This is a genomic window from Prauserella endophytica (assembly GCF_005146945.1).
Classification (GTDB): domain Bacteria; phylum Actinomycetota; class Actinomycetes; order Mycobacteriales; family Pseudonocardiaceae; genus Prauserella_A; species Prauserella_A endophytica.
Genome location: NZ_SWMS01000005.1, coordinates 255,841 through 273,079, shown reverse-complemented (window position 1 = coordinate 273,079; position 17,239 = coordinate 255,841). Strand labels below are relative to the sequence as shown.

12 protein-coding genes are annotated in these 17,239 nt (G+C 70.7%); all 12 read right to left on the bottom strand.

Annotated elements, in window-relative coordinates:
* Nucleotides 1-4 precede the first annotated feature (4 nt).
* On the bottom strand, nucleotides 5-1,012 hold the full coding sequence (locus tag FCN18_RS12310) for a sugar phosphate isomerase/epimerase family protein (RefSeq protein WP_113644411.1): 1,008 nt from the start codon (nucleotides 1,010-1,012) through the stop codon (nucleotides 5-7).
* Complete coding sequence (locus FCN18_RS12305) at nucleotides 1,009-2,409, bottom strand: alkaline phosphatase family protein (protein ID WP_113644410.1); 1,401 nt, start codon at nucleotides 2,407-2,409, stop codon at nucleotides 1,009-1,011. The genes FCN18_RS12310 and FCN18_RS12305 overlap by 4 nt, the downstream gene beginning before the upstream one ends.
* Nucleotides 2,406-3,503: a metabolite traffic protein EboE gene (eboE, locus tag FCN18_RS12300; RefSeq protein WP_137095009.1), complete on the bottom strand. Its 1,098-nt coding sequence runs from the start codon at nucleotides 3,501-3,503 to the stop codon at nucleotides 2,406-2,408. Before eboE ends, FCN18_RS12305 begins: the two co-directional genes overlap by 4 nt.
* Nucleotides 3,503-4,366, bottom strand: a complete 864-nt coding sequence (locus tag FCN18_RS12295) for a TatD family hydrolase (RefSeq protein WP_112275147.1) — start codon at nucleotides 4,364-4,366, stop codon at nucleotides 3,503-3,505. The genes eboE and FCN18_RS12295 overlap by 1 nt, the downstream gene beginning before the upstream one ends.
* Nucleotides 4,363-5,757, bottom strand: a complete 1,395-nt coding sequence (locus FCN18_RS12290; protein ID WP_137095007.1) for an EboA domain-containing protein — start codon at nucleotides 5,755-5,757, stop codon at nucleotides 4,363-4,365. The genes FCN18_RS12295 and FCN18_RS12290 overlap by 4 nt, the downstream gene beginning before the upstream one ends.
* On the bottom strand, nucleotides 5,754-6,605 hold the full coding sequence (locus tag FCN18_RS12285; RefSeq protein WP_112275329.1) for an SCO3242 family prenyltransferase: 852 nt from the start codon (nucleotides 6,603-6,605) through the stop codon (nucleotides 5,754-5,756). The genes FCN18_RS12290 and FCN18_RS12285 overlap by 4 nt, the downstream gene beginning before the upstream one ends.
* 80 nt (nucleotides 6,606-6,685) lie before the next feature.
* Nucleotides 6,686-7,834, bottom strand: a complete 1,149-nt coding sequence (locus FCN18_RS12280) for an inositol-3-phosphate synthase (RefSeq protein ID WP_113644407.1) — start codon at nucleotides 7,832-7,834, stop codon at nucleotides 6,686-6,688.
* Between the two features lie 14 nt (nucleotides 7,835-7,848).
* Nucleotides 7,849-12,435 (bottom strand): ThuA domain-containing protein, encoded by a 4,587-nt coding sequence (locus FCN18_RS12275; RefSeq protein ID WP_113644406.1) that lies wholly within the window; start codon nucleotides 12,433-12,435, stop codon nucleotides 7,849-7,851.
* A gap of 48 nt (nucleotides 12,436-12,483) precedes the next feature.
* Complete coding sequence (locus tag FCN18_RS12270; protein ID WP_369973632.1) at nucleotides 12,484-13,599, bottom strand: Gfo/Idh/MocA family protein; 1,116 nt, start codon at nucleotides 13,597-13,599, stop codon at nucleotides 12,484-12,486.
* 29 nt (nucleotides 13,600-13,628) lie between these two features.
* Nucleotides 13,629-14,684: a substrate-binding domain-containing protein gene (locus FCN18_RS12265; RefSeq protein WP_112275138.1), complete on the bottom strand. Its 1,056-nt coding sequence runs from the start codon at nucleotides 14,682-14,684 to the stop codon at nucleotides 13,629-13,631.
* A complete protein-coding gene (locus FCN18_RS12260) occupies nucleotides 14,681-15,739 on the bottom strand; it encodes an ABC transporter permease (RefSeq protein ID WP_137095004.1) in 1,059 nt (352 codons plus the stop codon). The genes FCN18_RS12265 and FCN18_RS12260 overlap by 4 nt, the downstream gene beginning before the upstream one ends.
* Nucleotides 15,736-17,223 (bottom strand): sugar ABC transporter ATP-binding protein, encoded by a 1,488-nt coding sequence (locus FCN18_RS12255; protein ID WP_112275134.1) that lies wholly within the window; start codon nucleotides 17,221-17,223, stop codon nucleotides 15,736-15,738. The genes FCN18_RS12260 and FCN18_RS12255 overlap by 4 nt, the downstream gene beginning before the upstream one ends.
* Nucleotides 17,224-17,239 lie beyond the last annotated feature (16 nt).

The window sequence follows — 17,239 nt, the reverse complement described above, 5'->3', positions numbered from 1 at the left end:
GAGCTCAGGAACGATCAGTGGAGAACGCGGCGTCGAACGCCGCCGCGGGCTTGTCGAAGTTCAGATTGCGGATGTAGTTCACGGCCTCGGCGGCGCCCCGCAGCCGGTCCATTCCGGCGTCCTCCCACTCCACCGAGATCGGACCGGTGTAGCCGATGGAGTTGAGCGCGCGGAACGCGCTCTCCCAGTCGACGTCGCCGTGCCCCGTGGACACGAAGTCCCAGCCCCGCCGCGGATCGGCCCACGCCAGGTGGGAGCCGAGCCGCCCGTTGCGCCCGTCGAAACGCTTCTTCGTGTCCTTGCAGTCGACGTGGTAGATGCGATCGGCGAAGTCCAGGATGAAGCCCACCGGGTCGAGGTCCTGCCACACGAAGTGCGACGGGTCCCAGTTCAGCCCGAACGCGGGCCGGTGGTCCACGGCCTCCAGCGCGCGCTTGGTGGTCCAGTAGTCGTAGGCGATCTCGCTCGGGTGCACCTCGTGGGCGAAGCGCACACCGACCTCGTCGAAGACGTCGAGGATCGGGTTCCACCGAGTCGCGAAGTCGGTGTAGCCGTCGTCGATCACCTCCTGCGAGACGGGCGGGAACATCGCGACGTACTTCCAGATCTTCGAGCCGGTGAAGCCGATCACCGTGTCCACGCCGAGCTTGGCCGCGGCGCGAGCGGTGTCGGCCAGCTCGGCGGCTGCCCGCTGCCGCACGCCCTCGGGCTCGCCGTCGCCCCAGATGCGGGCGGGCAGGATGTTGCGGTGCCGGTCGTCGATCGGGTCGTCGCACACGGCCTGTCCGACGAGGTGGTTGGAGATCGCCCACACCTTCAGGCCGTAGGACTCGAGCAGCTTGTGCCTGCCGGCCACGTAGTCTTCTTCGGACAGCGCGCGGTCCACCTCGAAGTGGTCGCCGGAGCAGGCGATCTCCAGCCCGTCGTAGCCCCAGCTCGACGCGAGCCTGCACACCTCCTCGAAGGGCAGGTCGGCCCACTGGCCGGTGAACAGCGTAACCGGTCGGCTCATCGGTAAGCTCCCTCTCGGATTCCTTGCAGTTGCAGCAGCAGGTCGCGGACCTCGGTGGCCTGTAGACGGCCGGACGACTCCACAGTGGACGGAATGCTCGGCTCGGAACACACCAGCACGGGGCCGTCGGCGGGCGAATCGGGCAGCCTGCCGTGCGAGCCTCGCACGAACCGCGGATCTGTCGGCACCACGTTCATCGCGTAGCGCAGGCCCACCTTCTTGCGCACGAGGTTCAGGCCCGCCTTCGCCTTCACCAGCGGATCGTCGGGGTCGAAGAACAGCTCGGCCGGGTCGTAGCCGGGCTTGCGGTGGATCTCAACGCCCTTCGCGAAGTCCGGCTTCCTGTCGTCGTCGAGCCAGTAGTAGTAGGTGAACCACGCGTCGGGCTCTGCCACCACAACCAGCTCACCCGCGCGTTCGTGGTCGAGACCGTAGCGGGCCTGCGCCTCGCGGTCGAGCACCTCCTCCACACCGGGCAGCGCGGCCAGGATCTCCCGCACGCGCGGCAGGTCCTGCTCGTCGCCGACGTAGACGTGTGCGACCTGGTGGTCGGCCACGGCGAACGCGCGCGACGTCCACGGGTCCAGGTACTCCATCCCGTCCTGCGTGTAGACCTCCAGCAGCCCTTCCCGGCGCAGCGCCCGGTTGACGTCCACCGGGGTGTCGGCGGGCGTGATGCCGTACTCGGACAGCGCCACCACGGCTGCCCCGGCCGCCTGCGCGTCGGTCAGCAGCGGCGCCAGCTCGGCGTCCACGGCCCTCGCGGCGGCGACGGCCTGCGGCGAGCCGGGCCCGAACCGCTGCAGGTCGTAGTCCAGATGCGGGACGTACACGAGCAGAAGGTCCGGCCCGTCGGTGCGCAGGAGCCGCCGCGACGCCGCGACGATCCACTTCGTCGACGCGATCGACGCCGTCGGGCCCCAGTACTGGAACAGCGGGAACGGACCCAGCTCGCGGGTGAGCGCGTCGTGCAGCTCCGGGGGCCGCGCGTAGCAGTCGGGCGACTTGCGGCCGTCGGCGTGGTAGATCGGGCGCGGGGTGATGGTGAAGTCGGTGGTGGCTCCCATCGCGTACCACCAGCACACGTTGGCGGCGACGTAGCCGGGCGAGGCCGCCCGCGCGGTCTCCCACAGCTTCTCGCCCTGGACGAGCCTGTTGTGCTGGCGCCACAGGTAGACCTCGCCGAGGTCGCGGAAGTACCAGCCGTTGCCGACGATGCCGTGCTCGGCGGGCATGCGCCCGGTGAGGAACGTCGACTGCGCGCTGCACGTCACCGCGGGCAGCACCGTGCCCAGCTCGGCCTGCCAGCCCCGCGTCGACAGCGCGGTGAGATTCGGCATGTGGCGCAACAGCTTCGGCGTCAGTCCGACGACGTCGATCACCACGAGCTTCTTCATGTGTGCACCTCCATGCGTGCCCAGCGCAGCTCGTCGGCGATGCCGGCGGCGAGCTCCTGACGGCCGCTCTCGGGAAGGACGGTCCAGGTGTAGGTCTCCACCTCGACGTGCGGCAGCGGACCCTGGGCGGCCAGCGCGCCGAGCGCCCCGGTGAGCACGCCGGTGGTGGACTCCAGCGGCGCGGCCGGCGTGGCGTGCAGCGGCACGTGGAAGTGCACGCGCCACGGCCCGCGCGCGGGCAGGGTCTCCAGCGCGGCGGGCAGGTCGTCGGCGGCCAGCACCTCGCCCGTCGGCAGCAGCTCGCGCACCTGGTGCAGGTAGCGGGGTTCGGCGAACGCCTTCAGCGCGGCGACGGCCTCGGGGGTGCCGGGCCGCTCGACGTGCAGCGCTGCCGACGCCTGCACCTTGACCACCGACAGACCCGCGGCTTGGATGTCCTCGACCGTCTTCGCGGGGTCGGCGAAGGACACCGCGAGATGGCAGGTGTCCAGGCACAGCCCGATGTACTCGGGATCGACGCGCCCGGCGAGCCACGCGACGGCGTCGCTCACGGTGTCGAGGACGCACCCCGGCTCGGGCTCGATCGCGAGCCTGATCGGCTGCTCGTTCCGGGCCAGCGCGGAGCGCAGGACCCGGGTCACCTCCTCGAACGCGATGCCCGCGCGCACGTCGTGCGAGGAGCTCCACGGCTCCCGCCACGCGAGCGGCAGCGTCGAGATACTGCCGTAGGCCGCGTCCTCGGGCAGCAGGTCGCCGAGCACGGTGACGCAGTCGAGGGTGTAGCGCAGGCGGCGCGGGTCGGTCCACGCAGGCAGGTAGACGGAGTGCTTCACCACGTCGGCGTGGAAACCGCCGTAGGGGAAGGCGTTCATTGTCTGCACGGCCAGGCCGCGTGCGGAGAGCTCCGCGGCGAGCCTGCGCCTCGCCGAAGGGTCGGCTGCGAGGCCCGCGGCCACCCCCGCCGCGAGCCACAGCCCGACGCCGAGCCGGTCCTGGCCCAGCTTCTCGCGCACCGGGACCGCGTAGGTGTCGAGCTGCGCGAGAATCCCGTCGAGGTCCTCGGCGGGATGCACGTTGGTGCAGTAGGACAACATCACTGTCTCGCCCCGCGCAGCACCGAGTTGCCCTCGAACGTCTCGCCGGTCGGCGCATCGGTCTCCAGCGGGTCGAGCATGAGCTTGCCGCTCTGACCGTAGAACTCCACGGGGTTCTGCCACAGCACCTTGTCCACATCGGACTCGGTGAAGCCTGCCGCGAGCATGGCCTCGCCCGTGCGCAGGGTCTTGAGCGGATCGGAGCGCCCCCAGTCCGCGGCGGAGTTCACGAGCACCCGGTCCGTGCCGTGCTCCTTGAGGATCGTCACCATGCGGTGCTCGTCCATCTTGGTGTCCGGGTAGATCGAGAAGCCCATCCAGCAGCCCGCGTCGGCGACGAGGCCGACTGTCAGCTCGTTGAGGTGATCCACAACCACGAGCTCGGGCGCGATTCCGGACTCGCGCACCACGTCGAGCGTGCGCTTGGTCCCGGCGAGCTTGTCGCGGTGCGGCGTGTGCACCAGCACCGGCAGCTCGTGCTCGATCGCGAGCGTCAGCTGGTGGGCGAACGCCTTCTCCTCGGCCTCGGTCATCGAGTCGTAGCCGACCTCGCCCACCGCGACCACGCCGTCCTTGGCGAGGTAGCGCGGCAGCACGTCCAGCACGTCCACGCAGCGGGGATCGTTGGCCTCCTTGGGGTTCAGCGCGATCGTGCAGTGGTGGCGGATGCCGAACTGCGAGGCACGGAACCGCTCCCAGCCGATGAGACCGTCGAAGTAGTCGGTGAACGAGCCGACGTTGGTACGCGGCTGGCCGAGCCAGAACGCCGGCTCGACGAGCGCCCGCACCCCGGCCTCGTACATCTGCTCGTAGTCGGTGGTGGTGCGCGAGGTCATGTGGATGTGCGGGTCGAAGATCCTCATTGTCCTGCCTCCTGGAGCACGAGATCGGCATCCGGCGGAACGTCGCGGCCCGCGGCCCTCCGTTCGGCCACGTAGTCGGTGACCATGCGGACCAGCTCGGCGTCGGCCCGCTGCGCCAGCCCGCTCACCGCCGCCACCGGCACGCCGGTGAACAGGCACTTGAGCACGCCATGCCGCCACGTGTGCGCGTCGAGGTGCCGCTGCGCGAACGGTCCGAGCGCCGCGGCGACGAGCCCGATGTCGTTGGCGCGCAGGGCGTCCTCGACCAGCCGCAGGCCCGTGTCGACCACCTCGTCGTCGGCTGGCAGCAGGTGCAATCCGCGCAGCACTCCCCTGCGCTCGGCGCCGTCGCCGTAGCGGTACAGCCCGGCGACCTCCTTGGCCAGCTCCCCTCCCGAGAGCGCATCGGCGAGCGCGGCCAGCAGGCGGGCCCTGGCGTGGTCGTCGGTGGTGCCGTGCACGAGACCGCGGGCATCCAGCGGCGACCGGCCCACCTTGCGGCCCACGGCGGGGAACAGCGTGCGGATCTTCACCGGGTCGGCACGCACAGACCGTTCCGCGCCCGCGAGCCAGTCGGCCGCCCTCAGCGCGGTGATGCTGCGCCGGGCCACGTCCGGTGCGGCGTGGCTGTGCCGGGGCAGCTCGACCGCCGCCAGCCCCTCGTAGCCGATCTCAGTGAGCGCGGCCAGCGTGCCGGTGAGATCGAGCTCGCCCTCGCCGAACTCGAGGTGCTCGTGCACGCCTGGCCGCATGTCGTCGAGCTGCACGTTGAACAGCAGGTCCCCGGCCTCGCGCACGCAGTCGGCCGCGTTCCTCGGTTCCACGGCCACGCAGTGCCCGACGTCGAGAGTGATACCGAGCAGCTCTGGCGAGCCCAGCTCCGTGCGGAGCCGGAGCGCCTGCGCCAGGTGCTGCACGAAGTGCCCAGGCTCCGGTTCGAGCGCGAGCTTCACGCCTGAGGTCTCCAGCACGGCGGCGACGCCGTCGCGCATCCGCCGCCACGCCGTCTCGTCGTCCACATCGGAGGGCTTGACGCCGGACCAGAACGACACGCATTCGGCGCCGAGGTCCTCGGCGATGCGCGTGGCGCGCCGGAGGAAGTCGATGCGCGGCGCGGGGTCGGCCGACACCAGCGTGGGCTGGTGCTTGTGCCACGGGTCGAGCAGGTACCGCGCGCCGGTCTCCACCACCACGCCGAGCCCCAGCTCGCCGAGCCGGGCGCGCACGCGCCGCGTCTGCTCGGCGACATCCCTGGCGAAGGGGTCGAGGTGGTCGTGGTCCAGCGTCAGCGCGATGCCGCTGTAGCCGAGGTCGGCGATCACCGCGAGCGCGTCGGTGAGGCGGTGGCTGGCGAAACCGTTGGTGCCGTAGCCGAATCGCAGGGCGCTCACGTGGGGCTCACCTTCCTCGCGAGGCGGCGGGCGAGCGGCAACGCCGTCGCCAGCGCGGCGGCGACCCTGGCCGCGCCGTACCGGGCGGTGAGTCCCGCCTGCAGGGGGACCATGCCGTGGATGCCGGCCATCGTGGCAGCGCGCACCCGTGGCGCGGACGGCCGCTCGGCGGCGCCGTACTGTGCCCTGCCGACCGTCGCCGCGTACCCGCCCGCGAAGCCGAGCGCGGCCAGCCGGTCACGCCTGCTCCCCCGTCGCCCTGCCACGGCGAGCGCGGTGGCGACGGCCGTGCCCGCCAGCGCGGTTCGGGCCGTGCGGGCGGACCCTCCGTGGACCTCCCCCGCCGAGAGCGCGGTGACGCCGTGGGTGTGGACCCCGAGCGCGATGGCGGCCGGGGCGGCGTCCCGCCACCGGCCGCCCGCGCCCAGCAGCACGTCCAGCGCCCGGCACGCCGCCATGCCGCAGGGTCCCGCAGCCGTTCCTTTCAGCTTGGTGTCGTACGCCCAGATCGCGCCCGCGAGCGGGAGGGCGACCCGGAGAGAGCGCTGACCGCCGCCGAACCAGGCGATCCCCAGCCCGGCAGCGGTCAGCACACCCCCAGTGGCCAGGGCCGCGCCCGCACTCAGCCGACCGGAGGGAATCGGCCGCTCGGGGCGCTCGACGGCGTCGAGGTCCCGGTCGGCCCAGTCGTTGAGTGCCATCCCCGCCCAGTAGAGGGCCACCGACGCGAGTGGCAGGGTCCAGCGCCTGCCCCGCAACGGCGACCCCGAAGCCGCCGCACCCGCGACCGTGTCCCCCAGCACTGTCAAGGCCGCCGGCGCCCGCACGAGCTCGGCGACGGCCCCCAAGGCCACCTTAGGCGCGCTCAACGCAACAAAGGTGGCCTTGGGGGAAGGTGGAACCGTCGCGAACGGGGCCGTCACCGCGGTCATCGCGCCTCCGCCCACGCCGTCAGCGCGGCGAACTGCTCGGCGAGGCGGTGCTCCTCGGTGCCCATCGGGTCCTTGAAGAAGAAGCCAAGGGCGCCGATCGGGCCCGACTCACCGCGCCGGTGCGCGAGCGCCGCGAACCGCGCCAGGTCCAGCACCAGCGGCGCCGCCAGCGCCGAGTCGTAGCCGCTCCACGTGAACTGCAGGCTCATCCGCGCGCCGAGGAACCCCTCGAACGACACGTGGTCCCACGCGATCTTCTGCTCACCGAGATCGGGCACGTTGTCGATGTGCAGCGGCGAGGTGACGTCGCCGCCCAGCAGCGTCGCCAGCCCCCGCCCCTTCGACGCGAGCTTGCTGCCCGCGTGCTCGGCGTCGGCGAGCGTGAGCCCGTCGCCGCCGCCGAGCAGGTTCGTGCCCGACCACGACCGCACGTGCAACGCCCTCGCCGCGAACATCGGCGCGAGCGTGCTCCGCACGAGCGTCTCGCCGGTCTTGCCGTCGGAACCCGCGTACGGCAGCCCCTTCACCGCCGCCAGCTCCTCCAGCGCGGCCAGGCGGATACCCGTCGACGGCGTGAAGTCGACGAACGGGCAGCCCGCCCGCAGGGCCGCGTACGCAGCCACCGAGCTCGGCGGCAGCACGGTACGCCCTGGCACGGCCATCGCGGCCTCGAGCGCGGCCAGCGTGCCGTGCTCCGGCAGGGCAGGGAACACCGGCTCCGTCGACGACACGTTGACCACCACGACGCGCGCGAGCCCGTTCCGCGCGGCGAACTCGCCGATGTCGTCGGCGAGCCGCCGCGCGGCGTCGGCCTGGGAACCCGGGTTGGTGGCCGGGTGATAGCCCGGACGCAGCTCGGAGTCCACTTCGGACAGCGCAGGGCGGACCGCCTCGAAGACCCGGTGCGGGATCACCCCGGCATCGGTCAGCAGCTCCGCACGCTTGTCCAAAGCGAGGTCCGCGATGTCGTGCCCGCCGACGTGGAGCTCTTCCCAGCCGGGCAGGCCCAGGTCGGAGAACCGGGGCAGCGCGCTGACGCAGCCCGTCGGTTCCACCACCCTGGCCCGCAGTGCGAGCAGTCCCGCGATCGCCGTGGTGGCGACCGAACCGCGTGCACCGATCAACCACAACCCTGTGGGTTCCATGGAGCTAGGCCCTTCTAACTCGCGGCGGCGAGTGGTGCGCCACCCTCGATGTGCCCGATGACTGCCTCCGCGTCACGCACGAGCGTGTCGCGAACTCCATTGTCCGGCACCGATTCCGCTCGGTCGACGAACTTTCGTAGCTCCTTGACCGCCTTTCCGTCGTTGCCGTTCGCCTCCGCCTTGCGGGCCTTGGACAATTGGGACGACAGGGCCACGTAGTCCGCCAGCGACAACCGGTTGGCCGCCCGGAACCGCTCGACGAGCTGGCCGATGTCCCGCAGCGAGGTCGTCGACGCGAACGTCACCGACCGCTCAGCCGTGTTGCCGGCCGTGTCGGTCGCCGTCACCGTCAGCGAGTGCACGCCGAGCGGCAGCTCGTGCAGCGGCACCGTGGCGCCCGAGGTCACCGGCCGCCCGTTGAGCGTGGCCGACTGGCTCGCCACGCCCGACGTCTCGTCGCCCGCCAGCCACGACACCACCAGATCGGTGGCGTCACCGTAGACCCGTCCGTCGGCGACCCCGGCCACCATCACCGTGGGCTTGGTCGCGTCGATGCTGATCGACGCGGCCTTGTCCGACTCGACGTTGCCCGCCGCGTCCACCGCCCGGTACAGCAGCGTGTGCTCGCCGTCGCCGGAGACCACCACGGGCTCCGAGTACGTCGTCCACTCGCCGCCGTCGAGGCTCCACTCGATGCGCTCGACCCCGGATCCGGTGTCGGTCGCCGACAGCGTCACGGCGACCTCACCCCGGTGCCAGCCCGCCGAACCCGGTTCGGCGAACGCCGCCTCGGTCACCGGCGCCGTGACGTCCAGCTCCTTGATCTGGATGTCACGGTAGAACACGTCGTCGCCGTTGCCGTGGTTCTGGATCCCGATGTAGCCCTGGGCCAGGTCCCTGGCGGGGTCGGTGCTCACGAAGTCGTTGATGAGGACATCGTTGAGGTAGACCTTGATGGTCTGGCCCTGCACCACGATCTCGTAGGAGTTCCACTCCCCCGGCGGGTTGAGCGCCTCATCGCGCGCGGCGAGGTCGGCGGACTGGAACGTGTAGATCGCGCCCGTCGTGCGGTCGTCGGCATCGGTGGCGTCGATCTGGATCTCGTAGCCCTGGTTCACGGCGATCCACGGGTCGTTGCCGGGATCGGGGAACCCGACGAAGACACCGGAGTTGTCGTCGCCCGCCATCTTCCAGTCCATTTTCAGGCTGTAGGCGGCGTACTCCTTCTCGTGCCACCACAGGCCCATGCCGCCCACCGACTTGATCGTGCAGTCGGACTGCAGCTCGAACGAACCGGGTCCGGCCTGGTTCCACGCCTCCATGCTCGCCGCGGTGCCGTCGAAGAGCATCGAGTAGCCCTCCTCCGGCTGCGCGGGCTCACACGCGGGCGGCGTGCCGGGCTCGGCCACGCCCGCTCCGGTGAACCGGACGTTGTCCACATCGAACAGACCGCCGACGCCCGTTCCCCTGAAAGCCAGGTAGAGCGGCTTGGTACCGCCCGGGTCGGTCACGGGGACCGGTGCTATGTCGGCGTAGTTGTCGAAGCCGCCGGTGTTGCTCACCGGAACGGTCTGCAGCAGCTCACCGTCCGGCGCGCCGGAGCGCACCTCGATCGTGCCGCCCGCGCCACCCGAGGACACGCGGTAGCCGATCGCCTCGATGCCCTTCAGGTTCGCCGGGTCGAAGGAGATCCAGTCACCGTCCTCGATGTAGCCGACCCGCTTGCCACCGCTGGCCCCGGCGGCGTCGACCACCTGGATGCCGTTGTGCTCGGTGAAGAACTCGGCCTGCTTCAGCTTGGGCTGCAGCACGACCTCGTCCGAGCCGGGCAGCGCGGGCACCTCGCCCGCACCGTTGTCGGTGTAGCTCGCGTTGATGACGCCGAACACGTTCGCGTCGAGCCCGTGGCCCTCGTCGGCGGGGGTCTCGAGCACGCCCTCACAACCAGTGGCCCGCGAAAGCGGGTGGCCGTGGTTGTCGTGGCCGAGGATGTATTCCACGGTCACGCGCGAGCAGTCGATCGGCCCGTCCTCGGGATCGGTGACGGTGACCTTGAACGGCACCGTGTCGCCGAAGCCGAAGAACCCGCCGTTCACCGGGGTCTCGAGCGTCACGGTCGGCGCCGTGTTGCCCACGGTCACCACCACGCTCGCGGCGCCCGTCAGCCCGGTCTCGTCGGTCACCGCCAGCTGCGCGGTGTACTGGCCGGGCTCGGTGTAGGTGTGTGTCACCGCGCCGGCCTCGGTGGAGTCGGTGGTGCCGTCACCGTCGAAGTCCCACGCATAGGCGAGCTCGCCCCCGTCGGGGTCGCTGGTGCCGGCCGGCTCGAAGGTCACCTCGAGCGGAGCCGGTCCCGACGTCCGGTCGGACGTCAGGCTCACCTGCGGGGTCCGGTTGCCCTTGGTGTAGTCGATCCGGTACACCGCCGAGTCGGCCGCGCCACCGAAGTAGCCGCTGCCGTAGTCGAGCACGTACAGCGAGCCGTCGGGGCCGAACTCGATGTTCATCGGCCTGGTCAGCTGCATCGATTCGAAGAACGGCTCGATCGCGCCGCGCTCGCCGTTCTCCCCGACCTCGATCGTCTTGATCCAGCCGCGGTCCCACTCGTAGGCGAAGTTCTTGCCGTCGTAGAACTCCGGGAACTTCGTCACGACGTCGAGCTCGGGATCGTAGTCGTACGTCGGGCCGCCCATCGGCGACTCGCCGCCCGTGCCGAACTCCGGCACCGAACCGCCGTCGTATGGGATCCACGCGGGCTGCGCCGGGGGCAGGTCGACGAGCCCGGTGTTGTGCGGGCTCTCGTTCTTCGGCGCCGCGCAGTCGAACGGCTCGCCGGAGGCGCCTGTGGCGAAGTCGTAGTCGACGAACGGCTGGTTGTCACCGACACAGTACGGCCATCCGTAGTTGCCGGGCTCCTTGATCAGGTTGAACTCGACCGTGCCGCCGGGGCCGCGCTCGGGGTTGGCCGAACCGGCGTCCGGGCCGTAGTCGCCGAGGTAGATCCAGCCGGTCTCCTTGTCGACAGCGAACCGGAACGGGTTGCGGAAGCCCATCGCGTAGATCTCGGGCTTCGTGCCCTCCGTACCCGGCGCGAACAGGTTGCCCTCCGGAACGGTGTAGCCGCCGTCCTCGCCGACCTTGATGCGCAGGATCTTGCCCCGCAGGTCGTTGGTGTTGGCGGAGGTGCGCTGCGCGTCGAAGACGGGGTTGCGGTCGGCCCGCTCGTCGATCGGCGTGTAGCCGTCCGAGGCGAACGGGTTGGAGTCGTCCCCTGTGGACAGCAGCAGGTTGCCGTCGGCGTCGAAGTCGATCTCGCCACCGGCGTGGCAGCAGATGCCGCGGTCGGCGGGCACCCGCAGGATCTGCTGCTCGCTGGCCAGGTCGAGGGTGCCCGTTTCGGTCAGCTTGTAGCGCGACAGCTGGTTGTGGCCCTTGAACGGCTCGAAGTCCGCCGCGGTCCCGTTCTCCGGCGCGTCGCCGGGCGGAGTGTCCAGCGGGGGCGCGTAGTAGAGGTAGACCCAGCTGTTGTTCTCGAAGTCCGGGTCCACCGCGATGCCCTGCAGCCCGTCCTCGTCGTGGTTGTAGACGGGGATCGTCGCGGCCACCGTGGTGGTCGCGTCGGGCGTGGTCAGGAAGACCCGGCCGTCGCGTGAGGTGTGCAGCACCCGGCGGTCCGGCAGCACGGCGAGCGCGATCGGCTCGCCGGTCACCGCCGCGCCCTGCGCGAGCGTGATCTGGTCGAAGTCCTCGTCGACCGGGGTCTCGCCGCCGGGTTCGGTCGCGCAGTTCCCCTCGGCCTGGCCCGTGGCGTAACGGATGCCGCCAAGCAGGTGCTGCCGGAACTCGGGCTCTGCGTAGGACTCGACGGTGTGGCCGCCGCCGGTGTACCAGGCCCGGCCGCCGCTGTTCTCGTGGCACCACGCGATCGGGTGGTCGTCGCCCATCGCGCCGGAGCCCGGGTCGTAGCTGGACTCGTCCAGCGTGGCCAGCACGTGGACGTCCTGCCTCGGGTTCTCGCGGTAGTTGTACCACTCGTCGGTGCGCGTCCACCGGTCCGGCAGGTCCACAGTGGAGGGATGCTCGTGGTCCTCGACGTCGATCGAGGCTTCCTGGATCTGCGGATGGGAATCGAAGTAGGCCCCGACGAGGTCGCCGTACCAGGGCCAGTCGTACTCGGTGTCGGACGCGGCGTGCACGCCCGCGTACCCGCCGCCGCCCTCCACGTAGCGCTCGAAGGCGCCCTGCTGTTCGTCGTTCAGCACGTCGCCCGTGGTCGACAGCCACACCACCGCGTCGAAGCGGGCGAGGTTGTCGTCGGTGAACGCCGCGGAGTCTTCGGTTGCCTCGACCGTGAAGCCGTTGGCAGCCCCCAGTTCTTGTATCGCGGCGATTCCCGTGGGGATCGAGTCGTGCCGGAAGCCTGCGGTCTTGGAGAAGACCAGGACGCTGGCGGTTTGCTGGGTCTCGGGTTGCGCGGTCTCGGCGGTCGCGCTGAACGCGAACCCGCCGAGACCGGTGCAGAAGGCCAATGCGGCGGCGCCGAAGCGCCACCAACTGCGAGGAGATCGTCTACGTTGCGTGGTACTACTGCTTCGTCGCACTTGTACCTTTCCTCTTGTTCGACCGGCGGGGACCGTGCCGTTGGTCGTCTATTCCTCCACTTGTTTCCAGCGCGAAGAGTCGGCCGCGCTGCTCTCCACCGCGTCCAGCACGCGTTGCACGCGCAGGCCGTCGGCGAAACCGGGTTCGGGGGACTGTCCGTCGCCGATCGCCCGCAGGAGGTCGGCGATCTCGTGGGTGAACGTGTGCTCGTAACCGAGGCCGTGGCCGGGCGGCCACCACGCGCTCACGTAAGGGTGTTCCGGCTCGGTGGCGATGATGCGGCGGAAGCCCGCGGTCTCCCCCGGCTCGTCGCCGTCGTAGAACCACAGCTCGTTCATGGCCTCGAAGTCGAAGGCCAGGCTGCCACGCGAGCCGTTGACCTCGATGCGCATGGCGTTCTTGCGGCCGAGCGCGTACCGGGTCGCCTCGAACGTCGCCACGGCGCCCGACGAGAGCCTGCCGTGGAACACCGCGCAGTCGTCGACCGTCACGGCCTCCTCGGCGCCGCCCGCGCCGGGCCTGCTGCGCACGAAGGTCTCCGTGAGGCCCGCGACACCGGTGATCACCTCACCGGTGACGAACTGCGTCGCGTCCACGATGTGCGCCCCGATGTCGCCGAGCGACCCGGAACCGGCCTGCTCCTTGCGCAGCCGCCACGTCATGGGCGATGTGGCGTCGGAGAGCCAGTCCTGCAGGTACACCGCACGCACGTGCCGCAGCTCGCCCAGCCTGCCCTCGGCGACGAGCCTGCGCGCGAGCGACAGCGCGGGCACCCGGCGATAGTTGAACGCGACCATCGACCGTACGCCGCGTGCGTCGGCGCGGGCCGCCGCCTCGGCCATGCGCTCGGCCTCGGCGACCGTGTTGGCGAGCGGCTTCTCGCACAGGACGTGCTTTCCCGCCTCCAGCGCGGCGATCGCGATCTCGGCGTGCGTGTCACCCGGCGTGCAGATGTCGACGAGGTCGACGTCCTCCCGCTCGATGATCGCCCGCCAGTCGGTCTCCACCGACTCCCAGCCGAAGCGGCCGGCGGCTTCCTTGGCCCGCTGCTCGTCGCGCCCGCCGAGCACCACGAGACGCGGGCTCAGCGGGACGTCGAAGAAGCGGTGGACGTTGCGCCACGCGTGCGAGTGGACGGCACCCATGAAGGCGTGCCCCACCATGGCGATGCCGAGCGACTGTGCACCATCCGTCACGAGTCGAACCCGACGTCCATGTAGTTGTCCACGTTCTCCCTCGTGACGACGGCCGAGTACGTCGTGATCTCCGAGGGGATCTCGTGCTCGGCGAGGTCGCCGAGGCCCTTGTTCTGCCCGAGCAGCCGGGCCATCGCGATCGCCGACGACGCCATCGACGGGCTGTAGAGCACCGTCGCCTTGACCGGGCCGGAGTCGGCCTTGATCAGGTTCATCATGTTCGTGGAACCCGCGCCGCCGACCATGAAGAAGTCGTTGCGGCCCGCGTTCTCGATCGCGGCCACCACGCCGACACCCTGGTCGTCGTCGTGGTTCCACAGCGCGTGCAGGGTCTGCGCGCCCTGCAGCAGGTTCGCCGTCTGCCGCTCGCCGGACTCCGGCGTGAACTCGGCCGAGACACGCGGGCCCACGCTGAGCCCGTGGCGCTGCAGGGCGTCGCGGAAGCCCTGGCTGCGTTCCTGGGTCAGTGGCAGGGAGTCGATGCCGGCGACCTCGCCGATCACGGGGTTGTTGACGTTCTCTCGCTGGAGCCGCTCGGCGATGTAGTTGCCGGCGTTGACGCCCATGCGGTAGTTGTCGCCGCCGATCCACGCGCGGTACGCGAGCGGGGTGTCGAAGACCCGGTCGACGTTGACGACGGGAATCCCGGCGTCCATGGCCTGACGGCCGACCTGCGTCAGCGCCTTGCCGTCGAAGGGCAGGATCACGAGCACGTCGACCCCGGCGTTGATGAGCGACTCGACCTGCGCGATCTGCTGGTTGACGTCGTTGGTGCCCTCGGTGGCGTTGAGGGTGACGTCGGAGAACTGCTCGGCGGCGGATCTCGCGTTGATCGTCATCGCCGCCATCCAGCCGTGGTCGGCGGCGGGCGCGGAGAATCCGATGGTCACCGGCTGCCCCGGCTGGGCGTTGTCACCCTGCGCGAGGTTCTGCTGCTGCGGGTTGTTCTGCTGCTCGGGCTCGTTCGACGTGCAGCCGGCCAGCACCGCGCCAGCGCCGAGTCCGGCCGCGCCGAAGAGGAATCCGCGTCGGGCTAAGTTGGTCTGGATCATGACTGGCTCCCGTTGGTGTTGGTCGGTTGCGGGTCGGGGTCCGTTCGAGCGGGGGGCTTTCGCTTGCGCCGCCTCGCCGTCGTGTGCTGCAGGAGCACGGCGCCGACGATGATCGCGCCCTTGGCGATGTTCTGGATGTCGGTGTCGAGGTTGTTCTGCGTGAAGATGCTGTTGAGCACGGTGAAGATCAGGACGCCGATCAGGGTGCCGATGAGGCTGCCCCGGCCGCCGGAGAGCAACGTGCCACCGATGACCACCGCCGCGATCGCGTCGAGCTCGTAGAACAGGCCGTTGGTGGAGGCACCGGAGGTGGTCCGCGCGACCACCATGATCGCCGCGATGCCGCAGCACAGGCCACTGATTCCGTAGACGAGCGCGGTGTGCAGCTTCACGTTGATGCCGGAGAGGCGGGCCGCCTCGGCGTTGCCGCCGATGGCGTAGGTACGCCTGCCGAACGTGGTGCGGTTGAGCACGATCCAGCCGACCGCGAACACCAGCGCGAGCATGATCACGAGCACCGGAATGCCGAGAACCGACGCGCGGAAGAAGTCGGTGAACCCGGTCTCCGTCACGACCTGCGTCTGCCTGCCCGACAGCCGTTCGGCGAGACCGCGGGCCGAGGCCATCATCGCGAGCGTGGTGATGAAGGGGACGACCTTGCCGTAGGAGACCAGCGCCCCGTTGATCAGTCCGCAGCCGAGGCCGACCAGCAACGCGCACAGGACCATCACGACCGGTCCGTACGACTGCGTGGCGAGCGTCGTCATCCACACGCTGGAGAGCGCGACGATCGAGCCGACCGAGAGGTCGATACCTCCCGCGATGATCACGAACGTCATGCCGACGCTCACCACGCCGATCGCGGCGGCGAGCCGCAGCATCGTGGAGAGGTTGTCCTGCGTCAGGAACGTCTCCGGCCTGGTGATGAGCCCGATGACGCACAGCAGGACCAGCACACCGGCCAGGCCCACCAACCGCACGTCGAACCGCACCGAGCGGCGCAGTGCGCTCACGCCCGCGGAGCGCACCGGCGGTCTGTCGAGTGCCTTCGTCACGCTGCGCTTCCTTCCATGACCATGTCCAGCACGTCGCCTTCCGTCAGTTCGTTCGCGGGCCGGTCGGCCAGCACGTCGCCCTCCCGCAGCACGAGCACCCGGTCGGCGAGTCCGAGCACCTCGGGGATCTCGCTGGACACCAGCACGATGGCGACCCCGGTGGCCGCGAGCTCGTGGATGAGCCGGTACAGCTCGGCGCGGGCGCCGACGTCGACACCCCGCGTCGGCTCGTCGAGCAGCAGCACCCGGCAGCCGTGCACGAGCCAGCGGGCCACCACGGCCTTCTGCTGGTTGCCGCCGGAAAGCGTGCGCACGAGCCGCCACGGGTCGGCCGGCCGCAGGTCGAGCCGATCCAAAGTGGACGCCGAGTCCCTGGTCTCCCTGCCCCGCTGCGAGAAGCCGAGCCTGCTGTACTCGTCGAGACTCGCGAGTGTGACGTTGTGGGTCACCGACATGTCGAGCAGCAACGCCTGGCTCTTGCGCTCCTCGGGCGCGAGGCCCACCCCGGCCTTGACGGCCGACGCGACGCTGCCGGGTCGCAGCGTCCTGCCGTCGACCGACACGGTGCCCGCGTCGGCCTTGCGCGCCCCGAAGATCGTCTCCAGCACCTCGCTGCGGCCCGCGCCGACGAGCCCCGCCAGCCCGACGATCTCGCCCGCGCGCACGGAGAACGTGACGTCGCGGAACTCGCCGTCGCGGCTCAGCCCGCGCACGTCGAGCAGCACGTCGCCCAACTCGACCGTCGCCTCGCCCACCTCGCGGAACGCCGTCTGGACCTTGCGGCCCGCCATGAGGTCGACGAGGTCGGAGGTCGGCGACTCGCGCGCGTCGAGGTTGGCCGCGACCGTGCGCCCGTCCTTGATGACGGTGACGCGGTGGCCGATGCGGCGGATCTCCTCGAGCCGGTGGGAGATGTAGACCACCGCGACGCCCGAGGCGGTCAGCTCGGCGATGATGCGGAAGAGGTTGTCCACCTCGTCGCTGGCGAGCGCGGCCGTCGGCTCGTCGGCGACGATGAGCCGCGCGTCGTGCGCGAGTGCCCTCGCCATCGAGACCAGCTGCTGGCCCGCCGCGGAGAGCCTGCCGACCTCCTCGTCCGGCGAGATCTCGGCGTGGCCGAGCCGCTCCAGCAGCGCGGCCGTCTCGGCGCGGGCGGCGGCGGGCCTGGTGAAGCCGAACCGCGCCCGCTCGTGGCCGAGGAAGACGTTCTCCGCCACCGAGAGGCTCGGGATGAGGTCGAGCTCCTGGTACATCGTCGCGATGCCGCGCTTGAGGGCGGCCACCGGCGAGGGCAGGGTGATGGCCTCCCCGCGCCACACGATCTCGCCCGCGTCGGGCTGGTGCGCCCCGGCCAGCGTCTTGATAAGCGTCGACTTCCCCGCGCCGTTCTGGCCGAGCAGGCAGTGCACCTCGCCTGCGCGAACCTCGAGGTCGACGCCGTCGAGCGCACGGACCCCGGGGAAGAGCTTGACGATGCCGCGCATCGCCAGCAGTGGCTCG

Bases quoted from the DNA above. Each gene is read 5' to 3' on its own strand.
- FCN18_RS12310 (WP_113644411.1), bottom strand. From the start codon at position 1,012: ATGAGCCGACCGGTTACGCTGTTCACCGGCCAGTGGGCCGACCTGCCC.
- FCN18_RS12305 (WP_113644410.1), bottom strand. From the start codon at position 2,409: ATGAAGAAGCTCGTGGTGATCGACGTCGTCGGACTGACGCCGAAGCTG.
- eboE (WP_137095009.1), bottom strand. From the start codon at position 3,503: ATGTTGTCCTACTGCACCAACGTGCATCCCGCCGAGGACCTCGACGGG.
- FCN18_RS12295 (WP_112275147.1), bottom strand. From the start codon at position 4,366: ATGAGGATCTTCGACCCGCACATCCACATGACCTCGCGCACCACCACC.
- FCN18_RS12280 (WP_113644407.1), bottom strand. From the start codon at position 7,834: ATGGAACCCACAGGGTTGTGGTTGATCGGTGCACGCGGTTCGGTCGCC.
- FCN18_RS12270 (WP_369973632.1), bottom strand. From the start codon at position 13,599: ATGGTGGGGCACGCCTTCATGGGTGCCGTCCACTCGCACGCGTGGCGC.
- FCN18_RS12265 (WP_112275138.1), bottom strand. From the start codon at position 14,684: ATGATCCAGACCAACTTAGCCCGACGCGGATTCCTCTTCGGCGCGGCC.
- FCN18_RS12255 (WP_112275134.1), bottom strand. From the start codon at position 17,223: ATGCGCGGCATCGTCAAGCTCTTCCCCGGGGTCCGTGCGCTCGACGGC.